This is a genomic window from Iodidimonas sp. MBR-22 (genome assembly GCF_029946565.1).
GTDB lineage: Bacteria > Pseudomonadota > Alphaproteobacteria > Sphingomonadales > Rhodothalassiaceae > Iodidimonas > Iodidimonas nitroreducens.
The window spans coordinates 278,639-299,252 of sequence record NZ_JARKVQ010000001.1 but is presented as its reverse complement, the minus strand read 5'-3'; the positions used below and the strand labels follow the sequence as shown (position 1 = coordinate 299,252).

Sequence of the window (20,614 nt, the reverse complement as noted above, 5' to 3'; positions counted from 1 at the left end):
TGAAGCCACGGGTTCAGTGGGCTGCTTCCCAGATCATTTGCGGCAGGAAGCTGCGGGTAACAGCCCGGATTTCAGCACATAAAACGGCCCGGCCCGGGCAAAGGGGGATCTGATCGATGGCGCTGGCAATCAGATGTTCCAGCCTTTCAACCGCGCGCGGCAGGCCAAGGGCCAAGGCGGCATTGGGCCGACCCAAAGCATCATCGCGGCCCACCGGCTTGCCTTCCTGCTCGGCGGAACCCGCCACATCGCGAATATCATCGGCCACCTGAAAAGCCTCGCCCAAACGCTCGCCAAAATCGCGCCACCCCGGATCGGCCTCAAAGCCCACAGCCACCGCCCCAGCCAGACTGGCCGCCGCAAACAAGGCCCCGGTTTTTGCCTGCTGATAGGCCGAAAGATCGGCATGGGGCTCACATTCCCACGCCTGACCTGCGGCAATACCCAAAGGCATCCCAACCGATCGGGCCAAAATGCTCAAAAGCGCTGATAAGCGTTCGGGCCGGGCTGCGGCCTCAACCGCTAAAATCTCGAAGGCCATCACGATCAGCGCATCCCCGGCCAAAACCGCCAGGCGCTCATCAAAGGCCACATGCACCGATGGCTTGCCCCGGCGCATGGCCGCATCATCAAAACAGGGGAGATCATCATGAACCAAAGACGCACAATGCAACAGCTCGATCGCGCTGGCGGCCCCGAACATGATGGACGCATCCTGATGATCGGGCTTTGGTGCCGGGCTGCACGCCCGGGCCACCGAAAGGCACAAGCGGGGGCGAATGCGCGCCCCGCCGGGAAAAACCGCATGGCGCATGGCCGCACCCAAACGCGGTGGGGCCCCCGGGCCTTCTCCGCGATCCAGAGCCCGCATTAAGGTTGCTTCGATTTGGTGCATCGGATCCATCCGGCCTCTCCTGCGCAATGGACTGGTCATGCTTCACTGTCAGATTTTATAGTCACATATTATTGTCAATTAGTATAGACATAAGAACCGCATCAGGCGAAAAACACGGATCAGGAGCATCCATGGCCGCATCAGTGATCATTATCGGCGCCGGGATTGGCGGCTTGAGCGCGGCCTTAGTGCTCGCCTCCCGGGGCTATGCGGTCACCATTCTGGAACGCCAGCCCGTGCCGGGGGGCAAGATCCGCAGCCTAGATGGCGGCGGGCGGCCCATCGATAGCGGCCCCACGGTCTTTACCCTGCGGGCGGTGTTCGATGAAATTTTTGCCCATGCGGGCTTATCTCTTGATGATCATCTTGGCCTCAAGCCGGCTTCTGTTCTGGCCCGGCATTTCTGGTCGGGCGGGGCGCGGCTCGATCTTCATGCCGACCCCGAACGCACCTGCGCTGCCATCGGCGATTTTGCGGGGGCCGCCGATGCCCGCGCCTATCAAGCCTTTGCCGCCCAATCGAAACGCTGCTTTGAAACCCTGGATCACAGCTTCATGCGCCAACCCAAACCAAGCTTATCCGGGCTTATAGGGGCAGGGTTACAAGGCGGGGCCAAGGGCATGACCGATCTGCTGGCGATCTCGCCCTTTGCCCGCTATGGGGAAAGCCTGGCGCGGCAATTTCGCGATCCCCGGCTGCAACAGCTTTTTGGCCGCTATGCCACCTATTGCGGATCGTCGCCCTATGCCGCCCCGGCCACCCTGATGCTGGTCGCCCATGCCGAACAAAAAGGCGTATGGCAGATCAAGGGCGGCATGGCGGCGCTGGCCCGTGTCCTTGGCGAACTGGCCATCAAGGCAGGGGCCCTCTTCTGCCCGCGCCATGAGGTCACGGCCATCCGCCCAAGGGGGCCGAAATCCAAAGGCGGGGGGGGCTATGAAATTCTCATCAACCATCAAGGATCGCAGCAGAGCATGATGGCGGATATGATCTTGTTCAATGGCGATAAAACAGCCCTGCAATCAGGTTATTTCGGAAACGAAATGAAAAAGGCTCTGCCAAAGCTTTCACAGGCCAAAGCCCGCGCCGAGCGATCTTTATCGGCGCTCACATGGTCGATGCTGGGGCGGATCAAGGGAGGTCCCCTCCATCATCATATGGTTTGTTTTTCCGATGATTATGGCCGCGAATTTGATCAGCTTTTCCGCCAGAAAGCCGTGCCCCATGATCCAACGGTTTATCTGTGCGCACAAGATCGCAGCCTGAGCGATGACCAGCCCACGGGACGAGGCCCTGTGAACGGCACAGAGCGGCTGTTCTGTCTGATCAATGCCCCGGCCAATGGCGATCAGAAAACCTATGATGAGGAGGAGATCAAAGGATGCGAAGAGCGGATGCGTCGCCGATTGGAAGCCTGTGGGCTGGAACTCAGCAATCCCCATTGGGTGGAAACCACCAGCCCGCAGGATTTTGCGGCCCTTTATCCGGCCACCGGCGGGGCGCTTTATGGCCCGGTGTCTCATGGCTGGCGGGCCTCGTTCCAAAGGCCGGGGGTGAAAACGGCCTGTCCGGGGCTGTATCTGGCGGGGGGGAGCGTGCATCCGGGGCCGGGGGTGCCGATGGCCGCCCTTTCGGGGCTGATGGCGGCCAAAGCGCTGATCAGGGATCACGAGGGCCGGGATTTGACCAGCCCCTGAAGGATGGCGGCTATCTGTGGTATTATTGCGATGCCTTGAGCGAAGATGGGCGCTATGGCCTTACCCTCATCGTTTTTATCGGCAGTGTGTTCTCGCCCTATTATGCGTGGGCTGGCTGGCAGCGACCGGAAAATCACTGCGCCTTTAACATTGCCCTTTATGATGGCAAAAAACGCTATTGGGCGATGACCGAACGCCGCGCCGACCGGCTGGAAACCAGCCCCCAATGCCTGCGCATCGATCAAAGCAGCCTGCGTTTCACCCCCACGGCCCTGATCGCCGATCTTCATGAAACCAGCACCCCATGGCGGCGGCCCATCCGGGGCCGGATCACCATTCCCCTGCCCGCATCCTTTGGGCCTTTTCATGATCTTGACCCCCATGGCCGCCATCAATGGCGACCGCTCAACCCCCATATGCGGGTGAAGATCGAAATGGACGAACCCCGGATGCACTGGACCGGCCATGGCTATTGCGACATGAACCGGGGCGCGGAACCTTTGGAGCGGGCCTTTCGCCAATGGCAATGGTCGCGCGCCCGGCTTGATCAGGAAAGCATTGTTTTCTATGATCTTTTGCGCCGCGATGGCAGCCGCCACGCGCTCGCCCTGCGCTATCATGAAAATGGCAGCATGAAAGCTTTTACCCCACCGCCTTTGACCCGGCTCCCCACCAGCGGCTGGCGGATGCGGCGGCTCACCCGCAGTGATCGGGGGGCTGCGGCCACCTGCCTGCGCACCCTTGAGGATTCGCCTTTCTACACGCGCTCGATCCTTGATGTGCCGCTTTTTGGCCAGCGGGCGATTGCCGTTCATGAAAGCCTTGATCTCGACCGGTTTCGATCACCCATCGTGCGGGCCATGCTGCCCTTTAGAATGCCGCGCGGGCAATGGTGGGGATGAGGTTTCCTGTGGATTTTCAGGCCCGGTTTCCGGCGGCTTTTCTTTGGCCAAACGATCCTTGCGCAAAAGCCATAATTCGCGAAACCCAAAGCCCAGCACCAGCACAAAGGTCAGGATCATCTCTGCCAGAAACAACCATTGGCCATCCATGATCGCTCCCCATCCTTAAAATTGGCGGGTCCGCAGGGCCTGACGCTCCATCAGGGCCAGAACCCAGCCCAAACGATCCGGTCCGCCATCCGTGCCAAATTCACCGGTCTCATATCCCTTGAGGCTGGCCAGCATCGGCGCATAAGCGGCCGGTAATGGGGCATTTTCCCCATCAGATGATCGCGGCCTCAATCCCAGATTGGCCAACATACTGCGCCCGATCAGGGCCAATTTACGCCCCGGCGGCACCACCGCCCGCACCGTGATCGAATCATAGCCATTGGCGGCTATCCGGCGGCCCAGATCGGCATAGATATAGCGCGCCGCATAAATGCTGGTGCGGCATTCCCGGGGCAAAAGCGCAATGCCGCCATCGGCCCGGGCATAAAGCCGCGCCGCTTCATCGAGCAAGCGGCGGATCACCCCTTTGATGCGATCATCCATCACCGGGCTGGCCAGCCAGCCTTCCGCATCGATCCCCGCTTCTGCCAGCCAAAGGCGGGGCAGATAAAGCCGCCCGGCAATGGCATCCTCGCCCACATCGCGGGCAATATTGCTATATTGCATGGCCACGCCCAGATCGCAGGCACGGGCGATCTGATCGGCGGAACGCACCCCCATCAACAGGGCCATCAAAGCCCCGACCGTGCCAGCCACCCGCACCCCATAGGCACACACATCATCAAGATCATCATAGGATCGGCCCGCCACATCCCACAAAAACCCTTCAAACAGCAGCTCAAAAAGACCCCTTGGCAAATTATGATGGGCCACCAGATCCGCAAAAGCGCGATCCACCGGATGGGGCAAAGGACGACCGGCATAGGCATGATCGAGGCGATCATGCAGCCGGGCAAGGGCCGCGCCGCCATGCACGGCATGATCGATGCCGTCATCGGCCAGGCGGCAAAAGGCATATAAAACCGTGACCGGCTGGCGCACGGCTAAGGGCAAAAGGGTTGTTGCGGCATGAAAAGAATGGGACCCCCGCCGCAGCAAGGCCCGGCAGCGGGCATGATCGGCAGGACTGGCATGGCCGGGATCAAGCGAAGGTCTGCGCATCGGGCACCACCTTGTCGAGGATTTTCGCGGTTGTCAAAACCCCGGGCAAACCGGCCCCGGGATGGGTGCCCGCCCCCACCAGAAACAGATTTTCAATATCTTCCGACCGGTTATGAGGGCGAAACCACGCGCTTTGGGTCAGAACCGGTTCCAGCCCGAATGCCGCCCCCTTGAGCGAAGAAAGTTGATCACGAAAATCAAGGGGGGTCATCAAACGCGAACTGATGACCTGATCCGACAGGCCGGGCAGGACCGTGCGCTCCAAAGCCTGTTCGATGGATCGACGATAAGGCTCGGCCATGCTCCGCCAATCGGTGGGGCCATCCAGATGGGGCACCGGCGACAGCACATAAAACGCATCGCAGCCCGCCGGGGCCAGGCTGGGATCGGTGGCCGTGGGGCGATGGAGATAAAGGCTGAAATCCTTGGCCAGATGATGGCTTTTGAAAATATCGCGTAAAAGCCCGCGATAGCGCGGCCCTAAAAGAATCTGATGATGGGGCACATCTTCATAGCGCTTTTTAGTTCCGAAATACCAAACGAACAGGCTCATGGAATAGCGCGCCCGATCAATCTTGCGATTGGTCCAGCGGCGGCGGGCATAAGCGGGCAGCAAGGTGCGATAGGTGCTGGCAGAACAGGCGTTTGAAACCACGATATCGGCCCGGATGGTCTCGCCACCCTGCAAACGCACACCACAGGCCCGGCGGCCATCGAGAAGGATTTCTTCAACCCCTGCGCCATAGCGGATGTGATTGCCCTGACCCTTGATCAAACCCACAAGGCCATCCACCAAACGGCCCGTGCCACCCATGGCAAAATGCACGCCCCAATGATGTTCCAAAAAGCCGATCAGATTATAAACCGATGTGGTGGTAAAGGGATTGCCCCCCACCAAAAGGGGATGAAAGCTTAAAACCACCCGCAGGCGCGGATCCTTGATAAAGCGCGAGACCGCCTGATAAACGCTGCGATAACCCCCCAGCCGGATCAGATCGGGGCCCACTTTCAGCATATCGCGAAACCGGCTGAAGGGCACATCGCCAAGCTGCTCGAAACCGATTTCAAAAACCTGCTGGCTATAGGCCATGAAGCGATCATAGCCCGCAACATCCTCGGGCGAAAAGCGCCCGATCTCTGCCCGCATGGCTTCACGATCGCCTGTATAATCAAAGACCATTCCATCATCGAAACGAATACGATAAAAAGGCGATATGGGCCGCAGATCCACATCGTCGGAGAGCTTTTTGCCGCATAGAGCCCATAATTCCTCGAAAAGAAAGGGCGCGGTGACGATGGTGGGTCCGGCATCGAACACAAAGCCATCCTGCCGAAAAACCGTCGCCCGGCCGCCCGGCCCATCGCATTTTTCCACAATCGTCACGCGATAGCCCCGCGCGCCCAAACGCACCGCCGCCGCCAGGCCGCCAAAGCCGCTGCCGATCACCACGGCATGGGGTGCGTCAGAACCCGGCCCAGCCAATGGTTCCGAAGAAAAGGGCGCCATGGCCCGGCCATCATCCATGATGATCTCCTGCTGTATCGTCCTTGAAAAGATGACGACGCAATCGCCCCACCCCGATCAGCAAAAAAATCAAGACAAAGGGGATCGAGGCGGCCGTGACCACGGAGGGATCGATCGCCGCACCGAAGGGTTCCAATCCCTTGGCAAGATAGCTCACAAGCCCCACGATATAATAGGTGATGGCCGCAACCGAGAGACCTTCCACCGTTTGCTGCATCCGCAATTGAATGCGGGCGCGCCGGCTCATGGTTTTCAAAAGGCTTTGATTTTGCTGCTGGCGATCAATATCCACCCGAGTCGATAAAAGCTGGGTGGTGCGCGCCACCCGTTCCGATAAGGATTGCTGCCGCCGGGCCATGGTTTCGCAGGTATTCATTGCCGGTTGCAGGCGGCGTTCGGTAAATTCCCGCAGATTCTGGATGCCCGGATAGCGCTGTTCGCGCAATTCCTCGATCCGCCGGTTCACAAGCTGATAATAGGCCCGCGCCGCATCAAAGCGATAGCTATTAAGGGAAATCCGCCGTTCCAATTCCACCTGCAAGCGGGTGAGCCGATCAAGAAGGCTGCTCTCATCCTTTGGTCCGGCTTCGGCCATGGCGGAAATGATGCTGACCAGATCATGTTCCTTTTCCGTCAGGATCGGGCCGAGCTTTTGCGCCGTGGGCAAAGCGAGAAGGGCCAGCAGGCGGTAGCTATCGATTTCAAACAAGCGCTGCATCATCCGCCCCGCCTGACGATCCGACATGGTTCGGTTAATCATCAAAAGGCGGCTGAACCGATCCCCATGAATGCGAAAATCCTTGAACGCCGTGCCCGCGCCTGCCCCCACATCCGAGCCCAAAAGCACATTGCCGCCAAAAAACCGGGCGGCGATAAGGTCGGGATCGGATGGCGCGCCTTCAGGCCGCACGAGGGTTGCATGTTTGGCCACCAGAACCGACCCCGGCAGGGATTGCAGCCAATCTTCAGGCACCAGTTGGATCGCCGGTTCGGCAAACAGATCTTCGCCCACCCCCGGCGCGATAAAGGTATAGCGGGTATATTCGGTATGGCGTTCCCAGCGCAGGCGAAACCGCCCGAAATCGGCACTATAATGATTGCTCGAAGGGCGTGGCTCCACGGCCTGAAAACGCCGGGCCAGTTCTGTCACCGGTTCAAGATCGGACGGCGCAAGATGCCAATCGGTATAAAGCGCCAGATAAGACACCCGGCACGGCGTGGGCAAGGGTTCCGGCGGGCGGGCATGAACTTCATCATTGAGATTGAAGCGTTCGGGATGATCGACGGGTATCTGCATGCCTTCTTTCATCCCTTCTCATAGCGCGGCTTCATAAACCCATATCTGTCATGATAGACTGACAGATGAAAATGTAAATTCAATTCCCCGCAGCTTCATCCTCGTTCACAATCAGGGCGATAATCTGATCGGGATCTTCCTCATGGGCCAGATGCCCCAATCCGGGCAGATGCACCAAATGGGCGCGCGGCACCATCATGGCCAGCTTGGCCTGATAATCGGGCGGAATGGCGCGATCCCCATCCCCGATGATAAGGATCAGCGGGCAGGATAAATGCGCAAGCTGCTTTTCCAGGCTCTCCAGATCCCAATGGGCCATCATCGATAAAGCCCCCGCCACATGCCCCGAGCAGGAAAAGAGCGCACGATAATGGGCAAGGCCTGCAGCAGAAATGCGCGAGCCGGTTTCAAGAATCAACTGCTCCACCACCCGTTTGGATCGCCCGCGCCATGATAAAAGCGAAGGCATCACCGGATTTTCCGCCAAAAAGCGCGCAGTGAGCCGGGCAAATTGGGAAAAAACCGGCAAAGAGCGGCTTTGATAAGGCCGCAAAGCCCCATTGATGGCGATGATTCGGTCCGGATTTGCAAGCTGATCCAAAACCATCTGGCAGGCAATCGCCGCCCCTGCCGAATGGCCGATGATCCGTGTTGGCACCTGATCGAGATGCCCCAGCAAATCCGCCAAGGCCTTCGCAATCATGGGTAAAGTCATCTTGAAACCATGGGGGCTGCGGGTAAAGCCATGGCCGGGCAGATCGGGGATGATCACCACCGCATCCTGCGCCAAAGCTTCAAAACTATCGGCAAAGCTGTGCCCCGAAGCGCCGGTGCCGTGCAGCAGCAAAAACACCGGCGAGGGCGACGCTTCCGCATCCGAGCCCTTTTCCAGCGGCCCGGCGATCTGCACATGCCAGCGAAAACCGCCCACATCGACGAAACGGCTAAGGCGGCGATGGGGCCAGTTTTTCCCCTCGATGGAAAAATCAGGATAATGCAAAAAGGGCGAGACCATTTCAGCCCCCCTTTCGATTATGATATTGCACCACATCAGACAGCGATGTTGCATCGGCGCGGGGTAAAAACACATAATCCGCGCCCATGGCCGCCGCCAGTTCCTGCGCTGCAAGGCCCGCGCGCCGAGCCGTATCCACCAATATGGCTGCCGCCCCAAAATGCCGCAAAGCCCGGGCTGCCAGCATGGCATCCGCTTTGGCCTGATCCCGCCCGGGCAAACCCTCACGATCAATATTCCCCCGGCCATCGGTGAGCACCACCAGAAGCGGCCGCTGCCCGGCCTTTTGCACCTGCCCCGCCAATTGCAAGAGGGCTTCCAGCCCCAAAGCCAAGGGAGTGCCCCCACCCCCCGGCAGACCCGCCAGGGATCGCCGGGCCCGGGCCAAAGAGCGAGTCGGCGGCAGGATGATATCGGCAGCCGTGCCGCGAAAGGCGATCACCGCCACCTGATCGCGGCGGATATAACAATCGGCGAGCAACAGCTCCACCGCGCCCTTGGCCTCGGCCAGCCGCTCCATCGCCGCCGAGCCGGACGCATCCACAAGAAAAATCGTGGCGGTTTCGCTGCGCTGTTTATAGCGGATGACGCGCAGATCATCAGGCCGGATCAGCACCCGATGCCCCGGCCCGCCCCCATGATCCGCCTGATTATGCAGGGCCTGGCGCCGCAGGGCCTGCCAGGGTGCAGCGGCCCGCAGGCTGGCCAGAAGATCGAGACGCGCGCCATCGCGGGGCAGGCCGGGGCGCACCCCCACCGGGCGACCCCGGCGCACAGACATAGTTTTCGCCATCGCCGCCCGCTGCCCGCCCCGGGATCGGCTGGCGGCTTTATCACCTGCCCCCTTTTGCAAGCCCGCCAAAAGATCGGGCGGCAGATGCGCCATCACCGCATCAAGCAGGCGATCTTCGGCCCGGCCATCGCCAAGAGGCTCGGTGGGGGGTTCACTGGGGGCCTCACTGGGGGCCTCACTGGGGGCTTGATCCCCATCGGGTGGCGGCGCGGGGTCATCCTCTGGCGGGTCGCTCTCTTGTCGATCTTCCGGCGCGGGGCGATCTTCCGGTGCCGGAAAGCGCGTGGCCCGGGGCAATAAAACCAGCCGCACGGCAAGGGCTGCATCCTCATCATTGCTGGCGGTGCGGCCATCCAAAGCGGCGGCGGCCAGGGCCACCCGCAAAGCCAGAATTTCCGCCCGCACCGAAGCAATCCCCAAGGCCTGCGCCGTTTCACACAGATCACGGATCAGGCCATCTGCCGCCGCTACATCCTGAAGTCGGGCGCGGGCGGCGCTGATCTCTTCCTGATGAAACGGGGCGCCGCCAATCTGACGATGGCTCAGATCATCCAAATACAGATGAATGCCCAAGCGATCCCTCAGCACCAGAGGGGCGGGCTCTTCATCCTCTTCATGTTCATCAATAGCCACCAGCCCAAAGCGTGCATCAAGACGATCAATCGCGGCGGCGATTTGGCCCGCCACCGAAGGCAGCAGCCGATCCGCCATCCGCAACAGCACAAGGCCGCCATCCGCTTGCGCCAAAAGACCGGGGCTGTGGACCGGCTTGCCGCTTTTCAAGGTGGCGATCAAATCCAAGCCCCCGGCCAGCGCTTCCTGACTGATCTGGCCCGGACAGGGCCTGATGATGATCCCCGCATCCGCCGCCATTCCCTGCAAGGCAGCCAGCCATGCATCCCGCACCGGGCCGGGATGGGCGCGCAGATGCACCCCGCCAAGGCCCACCGGATCGATCAGCAGCAAAGCCGCCACCGTCATCGCATCCGGCCAGCGATGATCTATCCCCTCTGGCCCATCATCCCCCAGCGCGGTCATAAGGCATCGAAGCGGTCAGCAATCACCCGCTCCACCCGGGCGGCGGAACCGGCATCATCCAAAGGATCGCGGCGCAGGCGGTGGCCAAGCGCCGCCGGTGCCATCCGCCGCAGATGATCAGGGCCCACCACATCATCGCCTTCAAACGCCGCCAAAGCCCGGGCCACCCGGATCAGGGTCAGTTCACCCCGCAGGCCATCGGTTCCCAGATCCACACACAGGCCCGCCGCCAGCGCCAGCATCTCATCGGGCACGGTGATCTGGGGCAGGCGGCTTTGGGCGGCGAGGATTTTCTTGCGCAAAATGCCATCGCGTGGGCGATAGCGCTTGATGAAGGCTTCGGGATCATGCTCATAAGCATCGCGGCGACGCACCACCTCGACCCGGGTGGGAATATCGCGCGGGGTGACCACATCCACCGCCAAACCAAATCGATCCAGCATCTGTGGCCTTAAATCCCCTTCTTCGGGATTGCCCGAACCAATGAGCACAAAACGCGCCGGATGACGAATACTCAGCCCTTCGCGTTCCACCAGATTTTCCCCCGAGGCGGCGGCATCGAGCAACAGATCGATGATGTGATCTTCTAAAAGATTGACCTCATCGATATAGAGAAAGCCGCGATTGGCGCGGGCGAGCAGGCCCGGTTCAAATTTTTTCTCGCCACTGGTCAGCGCCCGTTCGATATCAAGGGCCCCCACCACCCGATCTTCGGTCACCCCCAAGGGCAAATCCACCACCGGCACCGGAACCATCCGGCTTTTAACGGCTGCGGATTTGGCCTGACGCGGGCAGCCATCAGCGCATGGCCCCAGCGATGGATCGGGGGCGCAGCCATAGGGACAGCCCACCACCACTTCGATCTTTGGCAAAAGCCCGGCCATCGCCCGCACCGCCGTTGATTTTCCGGTGCCCCGATCCCCCATGATCAAAACGCCCCCGATCCGGGGATCGACAGCGACCAGAACAAGGCCCATGATCATCGCATCCTGACCAACCAAGGCTGAAAAGGGATAAGGCTGTGCCATGGTTATGATCCTCCGATCCGGTGCAGGGGGGCTATAAATGGAGAGGTTATGGGCGCGCCTCCGGTTTTTTTGGCCAGATGATCCAAAGCCGCCCAAGGGTCGTAGAACAACAGGCCCATACCGTTGACACTGGCCTGCTGCATGGGTGCAATGAACAAAACCGTCAACCAATCCATTGGGGAGCCGCCTTTATGTATTCCACGCCGTCCCATAAAATGCCCGTTAAAACAACGACTGCCAAAAACTTTTCCACAATCAGCCTGCCCCTGATGCGCAGGATGGCTTTTCTGTCCTTCATTCTGATCGCCCTGGCTTTCATCGCCAGCCGCCCGGCTGCGGCACAGGATGCGGCAAAGGGTGAAAAGCTGTTTGCCCGCTGCCAGGTTTGCCATGTACTGGAACCCGAAGGCCGCAAGATCGGCCCCAGCCTTTATGGGGTTTTTGGCCGCACATCGGGCACAGTTGAAGGCTTTGCCTATTCCAAAGCGATGCAAGAGGCGGGGATCGTGTGGAGCGAAGACACCATTTCGGCTTATCTGGAAAATCCCCGAACCTATATTCCCGGCAATCGCATGGCCTTTCCGGGCCTGCGCAAAGAAGAGGATCGCGCCGATCTGATTGCCTATCTCAAAACCGCAACCGGGTCCTGAACGCTGATCGCCTGCATGGATCGGGGCTGGGGTCATGGTCATATCATGGCACCTCACACCCCGGTCCATCGGCTTTTGAGATCATAAAGATGAAACACCAGGGCGAGCGATATCCACAGTAAAACCAAAGACCATGATTGCAGCCCGAGGGCCGCATGAAGCGCCAGAAAAAGCGCGGCACCGGGCAGCATCAGGCGGATGATCTGCGAAGGATTCAGCCCACGCTTCTTCCGCCGCCACCACCAGAACAGGCCTAAGCTTTCAACCAGCATAAAGACAAGGGCAATAAGGATGAGATCGCCCGACAAGACCAGCTCTTTCATCCCATCATCCGCCCTCGATGCGCCGCCGCCCGCCCTCTTTTCAAGGGACGCGCCCCGGTGAAACCAGCCCCAGAAGATGCGCCATATCTTTCATGAAAATGCGCAGATGCGCTGCCGGATGAGCCCGCACCAGCTTTTTGTTCATATAGGCTTCCCATGTCAGCCTTTGCACATCGCGATCCCCGCACATGGTGGTAAAGCGTTCGCGGCGCTTATCCGATGAATACCAAAAAGATTGCATCACCCCCAAAACCCAGAAAACCCGGCCATGGGCCGCCATGAAGGCCTTGCGCGCCTGCGCCAGGGATCGAGCATCATCGGTTAGCAGGCTTTGCACCACCGCACTTGCCACCATCTGGCCACAGATCATGGCATAATAAATGCCTTCGCCAGAGGCCGGGGCCACCACCCCCGCCGCATCCCCCGCCAATATCACATCGCGGCCATTATCCCAGCGTTTCAAGGGCTTCAGCGGTAAAGGCGCGCCTTCACAGCGCAGGGTTTCAGCCCCTGCAAGCCCGGTTTCATCGCGCAGGCGGCTTACGGTTTGGCGCAGGGAAAAGCCCTTCACCGCCGAACCGGTGCCAATGCTGGCCGTTTCCCCATGGGGAAAAATCCAGCTATAAAAATCTGGCGATAAATCCCCCCGATAATGAATATCGCAGCGATCATCACGATAGCCCGCCACCGCTTTTTCGGGCAGCCTGATCACTTCATGATAGGCAAAAACGCATTGGGGCCGCCCCAATTCCGGCATGGCTTCCCGCGCCACCGCCGAATTGGCCCCATCTGCCCCGATCACCCGCCGCGCCCGGATCGAATGGGCGCTGCCATCCGGGCCCTGATAGATCAGCCGGGCCATCCCATCGGCATCGCGCTCCAGAGTTTTAAAGCGCCCAATCCGCAATTCAGCACCATTTTGCGCTGCCCGCTTCCGCAACCAATCATCGAATTGATCGCGATCAACCATAGCCACAAAGCCCTTTTCCACCGGCATATCCACATGGCGATGGCTGGGGGAAATGATCCGCGCAGAGCGGGCTTTCGCTACCAGCAGATGATCGGGGATATTGAAATCTGCTATCAACCGAGGGGGAATGGCCCCACCGCAGGGCTTGATCCGTCCGCCCCGATCCAGCAAAAGCGTGCGAAAGCCTGCCCGCGCCAATTCATCGGCAGCGGTGGCCCCGGCGGGGCCGCCCCCCACCACACAGATGTCGAACAACTCGGTCATGGCTGAGACCCTTCCATTGAAAACAGGGGAACCGACGGCGCTTTTGCCGGCATGGCAGGCATTGAGCGTGAGACACTTTCCTTCGCCCCTTTGGCGGCCATCATAGCTTTAACCCGCAGGGCAAGGCCTGCGGCCAAGAGGAACAAAAAAGCTTCGGCGGCAAAAACCACCGCATAGGATAAAGCCGGATCGGCAAAGAAAAACCGCATCAGATCGACCCCCGCCGTGCCGATAAACCCCCCAAGCCCAAAGGCAATGGCCTGCGCTGCGCCCCACAGACCCATGCGCGTGCCTTCCCGCTCGGCCCGGCCTTCGCTGGCCAGGGCCATCATCGTGCCAATGGCCGCCACCGCAAAAAGCCCATTGGCAAAGCCCAAAAAGAAAACCGTAGGAACCAATGGCCAGTCCGGCCCGATCATGGCCGCCATCACCAATCCCAAAAGCGCCAGAGCCGAAAGCACACAGCCCGCCATCATGAAAACGCTCGTGGGCAGCCAGCGGCGGATGACGGCAAAGCTGCCCGCCACCCCCACCAGTGCCATGCCCAGCAAAACCCCGCTATGCTGAAGCCCCGCCAATTGCGTGGATTGGCCCGGGCTATAGCCAAAAATCATCCCGGCAAAGGGCTCGAGAATGAGATCCTGAGCGCTATAGGCCAGCATAGAAAGAAACACGAACAGGGTAAAAAGCCGGGCTTTCGGCTCGCCCCAAATCTCGATCAAAGCCGTGCGAAATTCTGTCTGCGCACCGGTTTGGTTCGGGCTGTGCTCGGCAGCCGTCATGGCCTCGTGATCCGGGGTCTTTTCCAGCCCCATGATCGCCAGCACCGCCAGCCCGAAGGCTAGCCCGGAAACAATGCTGGTCACGATGATCAGGCGCAGCAGCGAGAAAGGCTCAAGATAGGCCCCCGCGATGGTGGCGGTTAGGATAAAGCCCATGATCATCATCACCCACACAAGGGTTGCCGCCCCGGCGCGCCGGGCTGGGGCCACCTGTTTGGCCATCAGGGTCAAAAGCGTGGTGCCGCTGGCCCCTACGCCCAACCCGATCATGATAAAGGCCAAAACCGACAGCATGATCCCCGGCACCAGATATTGGGCCATCAGCGCCACCGACAGGGCCGCCAGCACCCCGCCCAAAGCCAGAACCGCCATGCCCCCGATGATCCACGGGGTGCAACGCCTGCCGGCATCGGCTCCATAGCCCATGCGCGGCCGCGAAATCTGGATCGCATAATGCAGCCCCACCAGAAAGCCGGGCAAAATCGCCAAAAGGCCCAATTCCACCACCATCACCCGATTGATGGTTGATGTGGTGAGCACAACAATCGCCCCCAAAGCCGCCTGCACCAGCCCCAAGCGGATGATCCCCGGCCAGCTCATTGTGCGCCCGATCTTGCTCACAGCCCCTCTCCCGCAATGGATGAAGCCCGCAAAGCAAACGCCGCCAGCAACATCCCCCCCACATAAAGGCTGGTGCCGGTGGCATTATACCAGGGCGCACGCAGGCGGGGGGCTTGTAACAGGCGCCGCATCAAAACCAATTGAACCAGAATAAAGACCCCCAAGGTGGCGGCATAGATGGGCATTTGCCAAAACCACAAAAGGGCGGCCACCACAAGCTGGGGGATCAGCATCACGATGCAGGCAAAGCGCGCCGCCCGATCCACACCCATCTGGGCTGGCAAAGAGGCGATCCCCATCTTCAGATCGCCTTCCACCGATTTGAAATCATTCAATGTCATGATGCCATGGGCGCCCAGGCTATAAAGCCCGGCAAAAAGCAAAACCCGTTCTCCGGGCAAAGCCGCCGCCATGATCGCTGCCCCGGTGAACCATGGCAGCCCTTCATAACACAGGCCCACCGCCGCATTGCCCCACCAGCCATTGCGCTTCAAACGAAAAGGCGGGGCGCTATAGGCCCAGGCCAAAGCCAAGCCAAACAGCGCCGCCAAAAAGCCCCAAAGCCCCAGAAAAGTAGCCAGAATAACGGATAAAATGGTCCAGATCACAGCGATGATCAGCCCCCATGAGCCGGGGATGCGCCCCGAAGGAATGGGGCGTTCGGGCTGATTGATCTGATCCACATGACGATCAAACCAATCATTCACCGCCTGACTGGTGCCACAAACCATCGGCCCCGCCAGCAAAACCCCCAGACCGATGATCAGCCAATGGCCAGACAGCGCCACGCCCGATGAAATGATGCCGCACATATAAGCCCACATCGGAGCAAACCATGTGATTGGCTTCAGGAGTTCAAGCGCCGCTGATGGGACAAATCGTGACATGCATTCACGATATGATTGACGGTTTTATTTGTCAACTTGGATTGACAGATGTAGGCGGGAAAAGTCGGGCGAAAACGGGATCATGAAAAACAAAAAAAGCGGCCAAAGCCGCCCTTCCTTTAATCGCGATCCTGACTGTTGAATTCACCCACGCCATAGCGGCGCATTTTGACATAAAGGCTTTGTCGGCTCAGCCCCAGCATTTCTGCCGCCGAGGCGCGATTATCATGGGTCATTTCAAGGGCCGCTTCGATGCACATCCGCTCGATCACATCGGTGGTTTCGCGTACGATATCTTTCAAGGCGACACGGCCCACGAGTTCGGTCATGCCTTCGTTGGAACCGCCCGCATTCTTCTCAAAACCACCGATTTCCTTGAACCGCCGCTCGACATCGCGAATCACAAAGCCATAGCTGGTCTCATCGCCCCTTGTGGCCGCAGCGGCTGAAATCTCGACCTTGGTCACGGCATTCATCTCGCCGCGAATGCTGGTGGAAAACAACCGCACCGTTTGTTCTTCGCGCAAGGTGCCCAACAGCACATTCAAACCAACACCGGGCCGCCACAGCCATTGATCAAGGGATTGCCCCAGAACCTGCTGTTCGGCAACCAATTGCACTAATGACAAAAAGGATCGATTGGCCGCCTGAATGATGCCCTGCTGATCGGTCATCACAAAGGCATCCGGGGATTTTTCCATCACCTCGATGATGCGCGCTTTCGCCCGGGGCACCATCGATGCGCTTTCATTGTCTTCAACCGGCTTCAGCCGCAAAAGATAGAACAAGCCATCCTTGTGATGGGTGAAAAGATTGGCAGACATGAAAAAGCTGTGGGCATTGTCGCTGCGCTTGACGCTGATATCTTCACAGGTGCCGCCCGTGCGCACCTGTTCGAGCAGGCTGTGGATATCATCGGTGCTTTTTTCATCAAAACCACTGAAGAAATTTTGGCCCACCAGATCGCCTTTTTGATGGCCCAGAATACGGCTGGCGGCGGCATTGGCCTCAACAATTTTGCCCGTGCGGGCGCTGACCACCAAAATAGCCTCGCCCGAAATCTGGAACAGCAGACGATAGCGGGTTTCCGCATGGCGGAACCGCTCATAATCGCGTTCCATGGTTTGCTGGGCCATGATCAGCTTTTGCTGCAACAGCGCCATTGTCCCCATTTCGCGGCCAATCACCACATAATGCCCGGTGGTGGTCAGGGGCAGAGCCAGATATTGCACCGGAATATCACCGGGTTTGGCATGATGATTGATCTGGCGCCAGCGCGGCCGTTCATTGGCCGCAGCCCCCGCCAGCATCCTTTCCACCTTGCCTAAGGATTCAGAGGTCACCAGATCCCGCAAAAAGCGCCCGCGCCACCGATCCGATCCTTCGATGCGAAAATCACCCTCGCCATAAGACAGATCCAGAACGGCGCCATCACGATCAACGATCAAAGCAATATCAGCGGAGGCGGCAATCACCATGCCAGCGACATCCGCTTTCAAATCACCAATCGTTTCCTTGACAGCATTGAAGTGTTTCACGAGTGCAATCTTTCCAACATATTGCCCAAAATTCTGCACACCAGCATTTTGCACAGGAGAACGGACTTGTGCAGCCTTTGCCTTTCAACGCACGCCACACAAACCCGGCACGATCAATCGACTAAAGACGCTATTGCGCCAACCGAGGCCGGACCATCGTTTCGGCAAGCAAGGTTGCCTGCTTTCCATTGCTCGCCATGGCATCCGCCCCCACATATTTGACCATGGCTGGTTTTTCAAGAAAAAGCGCACCCCCCACCATGATATAAAGTGATCCATTGGAAGAATGACGCCGTAATGATCTAATCGTTTTTTTTATCCATTCAAGCTCTTGATCGCCACTGGCGGAAAAACCCGCAACGATGAAATGGTCATTGGCCACCTGATCGACCAGTTCCTGACGGCTCCATCCCAAGGCATTCCTGACATACCAACCTGCGATCCGAAATAATTCGCACACCATCGTCGAACCGAAAATATGCTGCTCATTGGGCGCGGTGATCATCAGTGCCCGGCGCGTCCGGGTCATTCCCGATGGCGCATCCGGATGGCCATGCAAAAGACTGCGCAATAAATAGGTCAATGAGCCCATCGCCATGGTCACCTGCGCAAAATCCGCATCATCATCTTCCCATAATTCACCCAGTCGGCGCGCACAGGGGGCAAAAATCCCCAAACACAAGGTCTCGATTCGGGCCCCATTATCACGCATGCGATCCAGCATCATTTCGGCGGCATCGATATCCCCGGCCAGAATGATACGGGTCAACCTTTCGATATCCTTGGGATCGGGAAGCCAAACATCATACGACTCATTGGCTTTGCTTTGATCCTCGCTGCGGCAGGCCATCAACAAACGCGGAATGATATCGCTTTCGATGGCAGACGCCCATTCGCCGAACCGTGCCTTGCTGATCGGCATATCCGATGCTGCTGAAGAGGCCATATCGCGGCGAGACTCTGCGGAATTTTGCGGTTTTGAAGACGTCCTTTCCTGCGCATCCGATAAGGATGTCGTCATATGATTACTAAAGCTGTCTTCCCCTCGGAACATATTTGGCATGGTAAATTCCCGCTCTGATATGAAGCCAAAAGTTTACACAGAAAAGCGTCAATAATCTAATTAAATCAGACATTCCAACAATAACAGTAAGTTAATCAGGATTGATCGCAATTATTTTTACTGTTTTGTGCAGGCGCACAATAATAAGTCCAGCTTATTTCCGCATCATTGTAATGATTTTCTGACGTAAATCTAGATTGACAGTTCTGGAGAGTCGCGGTTAGTCTGTTTCCTGTGAGCCAAAGCCTGCGGCCAATCGAGATCGGCCCTTTTAGCAGGCATATGAATGCGAGGACGATGCTGTGACCCGGACCTTTGCCAGCACCAAGAAACGCCCCGCCCTTTATACGGCGCAGGAAAGGCTGCGGCGCGATGCCTCGCGCTGGACCCGGATCCAGGGCATTCTGGCCATCGCTCAGGCTTTGGTGTTTTTGATCAGCCTGTCACTGGTGGTGCATTATCTGGCCACATCCAATGGCTATGGGGCGGCAACCCTTTCGATTCTCGTCAAAACCGGATTTCTTTACGCCATCATGATCACCGGCTCTTTATGGGAGCATGATGTGTTCGGGCAATATCTCTTTGCCCCCGCCTTTTTCTGGGAAGATGTCGTCTCAATGGGGGTGATCGCCCTGCACAGCCTTTATCTGGCGGGCTTGTTGTTCGGCTTTTTATCGCCCCGCGATCAGATGCTGATCGCTTTGGCCGCCTATGCCGCCTATGCCGTGAATGCTGCGCAATTCTTATATAAGCTGCGCCGGGCCCGGCTTGATCATGCCGCCCGGCCATCCCATACCGCGCCCCATACCGCGCCCACAGATTTCGATGGGGAGCCGGTATCATGAGCACGACCATCCCCCGCCCCCATTTGGACCGTCCGATTTTGAAGGAACGCGGCCAGCGCGAGGTTTTTTGCGGGCTGACCGGGATCATCTGGCTGCATCGCAAAATTCAGGATGCCTTTTTCCTGATCGTGGGATCACGCACCTGCGCCCATCTCATGCAATCGGCGGCCGGGGTGATGATCTTTGCCGAACCGCGCTTTGCCACCGCCATCATCAATGAACGCGATCTGGCCGGGCTGTCTGATGCCAATGAAGAGCTGGATCGGGTGGTGGATCAGCTTCTGGCCCGGCGGCCGGATATCAAGCTGCTGTTCCTTGTGGGCTCCTGCCCGTCCGAGGTGATCAAGCTCGATCTGTCCCGCGCTGCCCATCGGCTTTCCGGGCGCTTTTCCCCCGATGTCCGCATCCTCAATTATTCCGGTTCGGGGATTGAAACCACCTTCACACAGGGCGAAGATGCCTGTCTGGCCTCGATGGTGCCGGTGCTGCCCGATGCCCCGAAAGGCGCGGCTCCATCCTTGCTGATTGCCGGAACATTGGCGGATGTGGTGGAAGATCAGATCAGCCGTTTGGCCGATGAAGCCGGATTTGGGGATGTGCATTTCTTCCCCCCCCGCCGGGCCCATGCCCTGCCGCCGATTGGCCCCGATACCCATGTTCTTTTGGCCCAGCCCTTTCTGACCGATACCGCCAAAGCCCTGACCGAACGAGGCGCACAGCTCATCCCCGCCCCCTTTCCGCTGGGGGCCGAAGGTACCAGCCTGTGGCTGCAGGCGGCGGGTGAGGCCATGGGCGTGGCCCCCAAAACCCTTGAAGCCCTGATCGCCCCAAAGCGGGCCCGGGCCGAACGGGCGCTGGATCATTATCGGCCCATGCTGGAAGGCAAAAGCCTGTTTTTCTTCCCCGATTCGCAGCTTGAAATTCCCCTTGCCCGGTGTTTATCGCGGGAATTGGGGATGCGCCTGATCGAAGTGGGCAGCCCCTTCATCAATCAAAGGCTGATGGCGCCCGATCTCGATCTGCTCCCCGAAGATGCGATGCTCAGCGAAGGTCAGGATGTCGATAAACAGCTTGATCGCTGCCTTGCGGCGCAACCCGATATCGTGGTGTGCGGGCTGGGGCTTGCCAATCCTTTGGAGGCCCATGGCATGACCACGAAATGGTCCATCGAGCTGGTTTTCACCCCGATTCAGGGTTTCGAGCAGGCCGGTGATCTGGCCGAATTATTTGCCCGGCCCCTTGATCGCCGCACAAGATTGGTGGCCTGAT

The 20,614-nt window shown here is 59.0% G+C and carries 19 protein-coding genes; 5 read left to right on the top strand and 14 right to left on the bottom strand.

The annotated features are described in order from the left end of the window. Window positions 1-13: 13 nt before the first annotated feature. The gene (locus QK300_RS01415; protein WP_281299766.1) at window positions 14-904 is read right to left on the bottom strand and encodes a polyprenyl synthetase family protein; all 891 of its coding nucleotides are present in this window, start codon (window positions 902-904) and stop codon (window positions 14-16) included. A 122-nt stretch (window positions 905-1,026) separates the two neighbouring features. Here QK300_RS01415 and crtD point away from each other — a divergent pair, with 122 nt between their 5' ends. Then, entirely contained in the window at window positions 1,027-2,592 is a 1,566-nt protein-coding gene (crtD, locus tag QK300_RS01410) for a 1-hydroxycarotenoid 3,4-desaturase CrtD (protein ID WP_281299767.1), read from the top strand. Between the two features lie 35 nt (window positions 2,593-2,627). Further along, window positions 2,628-3,494 (top strand): hypothetical protein, encoded by an 867-nt coding sequence (locus QK300_RS01405; protein WP_281299768.1) that lies wholly within the window; start codon window positions 2,628-2,630, stop codon window positions 3,492-3,494. On the opposite strand, the gene QK300_RS01400 is transcribed toward QK300_RS01405, so the two are convergent. From QK300_RS01400 to bchI, 7 genes are all read right to left on the bottom strand, one after another. Next, window positions 3,435-3,644, bottom strand: coding sequence for a hypothetical protein (locus tag QK300_RS01400; RefSeq protein WP_042083807.1), 210 nt, complete (start codon window positions 3,642-3,644; stop codon window positions 3,435-3,437). The genes QK300_RS01405 and QK300_RS01400 overlap by 60 nt on opposite strands. A gap of 15 nt (window positions 3,645-3,659) precedes the next feature. Beyond that, complete coding sequence (locus tag QK300_RS01395; RefSeq protein WP_281299769.1) at window positions 3,660-4,706, bottom strand: phytoene/squalene synthase family protein; 1,047 nt, start codon at window positions 4,704-4,706, stop codon at window positions 3,660-3,662. Continuing rightward, on the bottom strand, window positions 4,687-6,213 hold the full coding sequence (locus QK300_RS01390) for a phytoene desaturase (RefSeq protein ID WP_348651802.1): 1,527 nt from the start codon (window positions 6,211-6,213) through the stop codon (window positions 4,687-4,689). The genes QK300_RS01395 and QK300_RS01390 overlap by 20 nt, the downstream gene beginning before the upstream one ends. A gap of 10 nt (window positions 6,214-6,223) precedes the next feature. After that, the gene (locus tag QK300_RS01385) at window positions 6,224-7,528 is read right to left on the bottom strand and encodes a DUF3422 domain-containing protein (RefSeq protein ID WP_281299771.1); all 1,305 of its coding nucleotides are present in this window, start codon (window positions 7,526-7,528) and stop codon (window positions 6,224-6,226) included. A gap of 79 nt (window positions 7,529-7,607) precedes the next feature. Then, a complete protein-coding gene (gene bchO, locus QK300_RS01380) occupies window positions 7,608-8,543 on the bottom strand; it encodes an alpha/beta fold hydrolase BchO (protein WP_281299772.1) in 936 nt (311 codons plus the stop codon). Window position 8,544: 1 nt separating this feature from the next. Further along, window positions 8,545-10,374 carry a magnesium chelatase subunit D gene (locus QK300_RS01375; RefSeq protein ID WP_281299773.1) on the bottom strand — a complete coding sequence of 610 codons (1,830 nt, stop codon included), beginning with the start codon at window positions 10,372-10,374 and terminating at the stop codon, window positions 8,545-8,547. Beyond that, a complete protein-coding gene (bchI, locus tag QK300_RS01370) occupies window positions 10,371-11,402 on the bottom strand; it encodes a magnesium chelatase ATPase subunit I (RefSeq protein WP_281299774.1) in 1,032 nt (343 codons plus the stop codon). Before bchI ends, QK300_RS01375 begins: the two co-directional genes overlap by 4 nt. A gap of 278 nt (window positions 11,403-11,680) precedes the next feature. Here bchI and QK300_RS01365 point away from each other — a divergent pair, with 278 nt between their 5' ends. After that, the gene (locus QK300_RS01365) at window positions 11,681-12,052 is read left to right on the top strand and encodes a cytochrome c family protein (RefSeq protein WP_281302245.1); all 372 of its coding nucleotides are present in this window, start codon (window positions 11,681-11,683) and stop codon (window positions 12,050-12,052) included. Window positions 12,053-12,105: 53 nt separating this feature from the next. Here QK300_RS01365 and QK300_RS01360 read toward each other — a convergent pair whose 3' ends face one another. The 6 genes from QK300_RS01360 to QK300_RS01335 all read right to left on the bottom strand — a co-directional run bounded on the left by QK300_RS01360 (window position 12,106) and on the right by QK300_RS01335 (window position 18,500). Continuing rightward, window positions 12,106-12,375, bottom strand: a complete 270-nt coding sequence (locus tag QK300_RS01360; protein WP_281299776.1) for a hypothetical protein — start codon at window positions 12,373-12,375, stop codon at window positions 12,106-12,108. A 40-nt stretch (window positions 12,376-12,415) separates the two neighbouring features. Then, entirely contained in the window at window positions 12,416-13,609 is a 1,194-nt protein-coding gene (locus QK300_RS01355; RefSeq protein WP_281299777.1) for a geranylgeranyl diphosphate reductase, read from the bottom strand. Next, the gene (locus QK300_RS01350; protein WP_281299778.1) at window positions 13,606-15,012 is read right to left on the bottom strand and encodes a BCD family MFS transporter; all 1,407 of its coding nucleotides are present in this window, start codon (window positions 15,010-15,012) and stop codon (window positions 13,606-13,608) included. Before QK300_RS01350 ends, QK300_RS01355 begins: the two co-directional genes overlap by 4 nt. Then, window positions 15,009-15,899 carry a chlorophyll synthase ChlG gene (gene chlG, locus QK300_RS01345; RefSeq protein WP_281299779.1) on the bottom strand — a complete coding sequence of 297 codons (891 nt, stop codon included), beginning with the start codon at window positions 15,897-15,899 and terminating at the stop codon, window positions 15,009-15,011. The genes QK300_RS01350 and chlG overlap by 4 nt, the downstream gene beginning before the upstream one ends. 119 nt (window positions 15,900-16,018) lie before the next feature. Continuing rightward, window positions 16,019-17,437 (bottom strand): transcriptional regulator PpsR, encoded by a 1,419-nt coding sequence (ppsR, locus tag QK300_RS01340; protein ID WP_281299780.1) that lies wholly within the window; start codon window positions 17,435-17,437, stop codon window positions 16,019-16,021. A 130-nt stretch (window positions 17,438-17,567) separates the two neighbouring features. Continuing rightward, the gene (locus QK300_RS01335) at window positions 17,568-18,500 is read right to left on the bottom strand and encodes a cobalamin B12-binding domain-containing protein (RefSeq protein ID WP_281299781.1); all 933 of its coding nucleotides are present in this window, start codon (window positions 18,498-18,500) and stop codon (window positions 17,568-17,570) included. 302 nt (window positions 18,501-18,802) lie between these two features. Here QK300_RS01335 and bchF point away from each other — a divergent pair, with 302 nt between their 5' ends. Continuing rightward, the gene (gene bchF, locus QK300_RS01330) at window positions 18,803-19,345 is read left to right on the top strand and encodes a 2-vinyl bacteriochlorophyllide hydratase (RefSeq protein WP_281299782.1); all 543 of its coding nucleotides are present in this window, start codon (window positions 18,803-18,805) and stop codon (window positions 19,343-19,345) included. After that, entirely contained in the window at window positions 19,342-20,613 is a 1,272-nt protein-coding gene (locus tag QK300_RS01325) for a ferredoxin:protochlorophyllide reductase (ATP-dependent) subunit N (RefSeq protein ID WP_281299783.1), read from the top strand. The genes bchF and QK300_RS01325 overlap by 4 nt, the downstream gene beginning before the upstream one ends. The last annotated feature ends 1 nt before the right edge of the window (window position 20,614 follow it).

Excerpts from the sequence above, each read along its gene's own strand:
- QK300_RS01400 (WP_042083807.1), bottom strand. The coding sequence starts at position 3,644 with ATGGATGGCCAATGGTTGTTTCTGGCAGAGATGATCCTGACCTTTGTG.
- QK300_RS01385 (WP_281299771.1), bottom strand. The coding sequence starts at position 7,528 with ATGCAGATACCCGTCGATCATCCCGAACGCTTCAATCTCAATGATGAA.
- QK300_RS01390 (WP_348651802.1), bottom strand. The coding sequence starts at position 6,213 with ATGGCGCCCTTTTCTTCGGAACCATTGGCTGGGCCGGGTTCTGACGCA.
- bchI (WP_281299774.1), bottom strand. The coding sequence starts at position 11,402 with ATGGCACAGCCTTATCCCTTTTCAGCCTTGGTTGGTCAGGATGCGATG.
- QK300_RS01395 (WP_281299769.1), bottom strand. The coding sequence starts at position 4,706 with ATGCGCAGACCTTCGCTTGATCCCGGCCATGCCAGTCCTGCCGATCAT.
- crtD (WP_281299767.1), top strand. The coding sequence starts at position 1,027 with ATGGCCGCATCAGTGATCATTATCGGCGCCGGGATTGGCGGCTTGAGC.
- QK300_RS01360 (WP_281299776.1), bottom strand. The coding sequence starts at position 12,375 with ATGAAAGAGCTGGTCTTGTCGGGCGATCTCATCCTTATTGCCCTTGTC.
- QK300_RS01415 (WP_281299766.1), bottom strand. The coding sequence starts at position 904 with ATGGATCCGATGCACCAAATCGAAGCAACCTTAATGCGGGCTCTGGAT.
- chlG (WP_281299779.1), bottom strand. The coding sequence starts at position 15,899 with ATGTCACGATTTGTCCCATCAGCGGCGCTTGAACTCCTGAAGCCAATC.
- QK300_RS01355 (WP_281299777.1), bottom strand. The coding sequence starts at position 13,609 with ATGACCGAGTTGTTCGACATCTGTGTGGTGGGGGGCGGCCCCGCCGGG.
- QK300_RS01325 (WP_281299783.1), top strand. The coding sequence starts at position 19,342 with ATGAGCACGACCATCCCCCGCCCCCATTTGGACCGTCCGATTTTGAAG.
- QK300_RS01335 (WP_281299781.1), bottom strand. The coding sequence starts at position 18,500 with ATGCCAAATATGTTCCGAGGGGAAGACAGCTTTAGTAATCATATGACG.
- QK300_RS01365 (WP_281302245.1), top strand. The coding sequence starts at position 11,681 with ATGGCTTTTCTGTCCTTCATTCTGATCGCCCTGGCTTTCATCGCCAGC.
- bchO (WP_281299772.1), bottom strand. The coding sequence starts at position 8,543 with ATGGTCTCGCCCTTTTTGCATTATCCTGATTTTTCCATCGAGGGGAAA.
- QK300_RS01375 (WP_281299773.1), bottom strand. The coding sequence starts at position 10,374 with ATGACCGCGCTGGGGGATGATGGGCCAGAGGGGATAGATCATCGCTGG.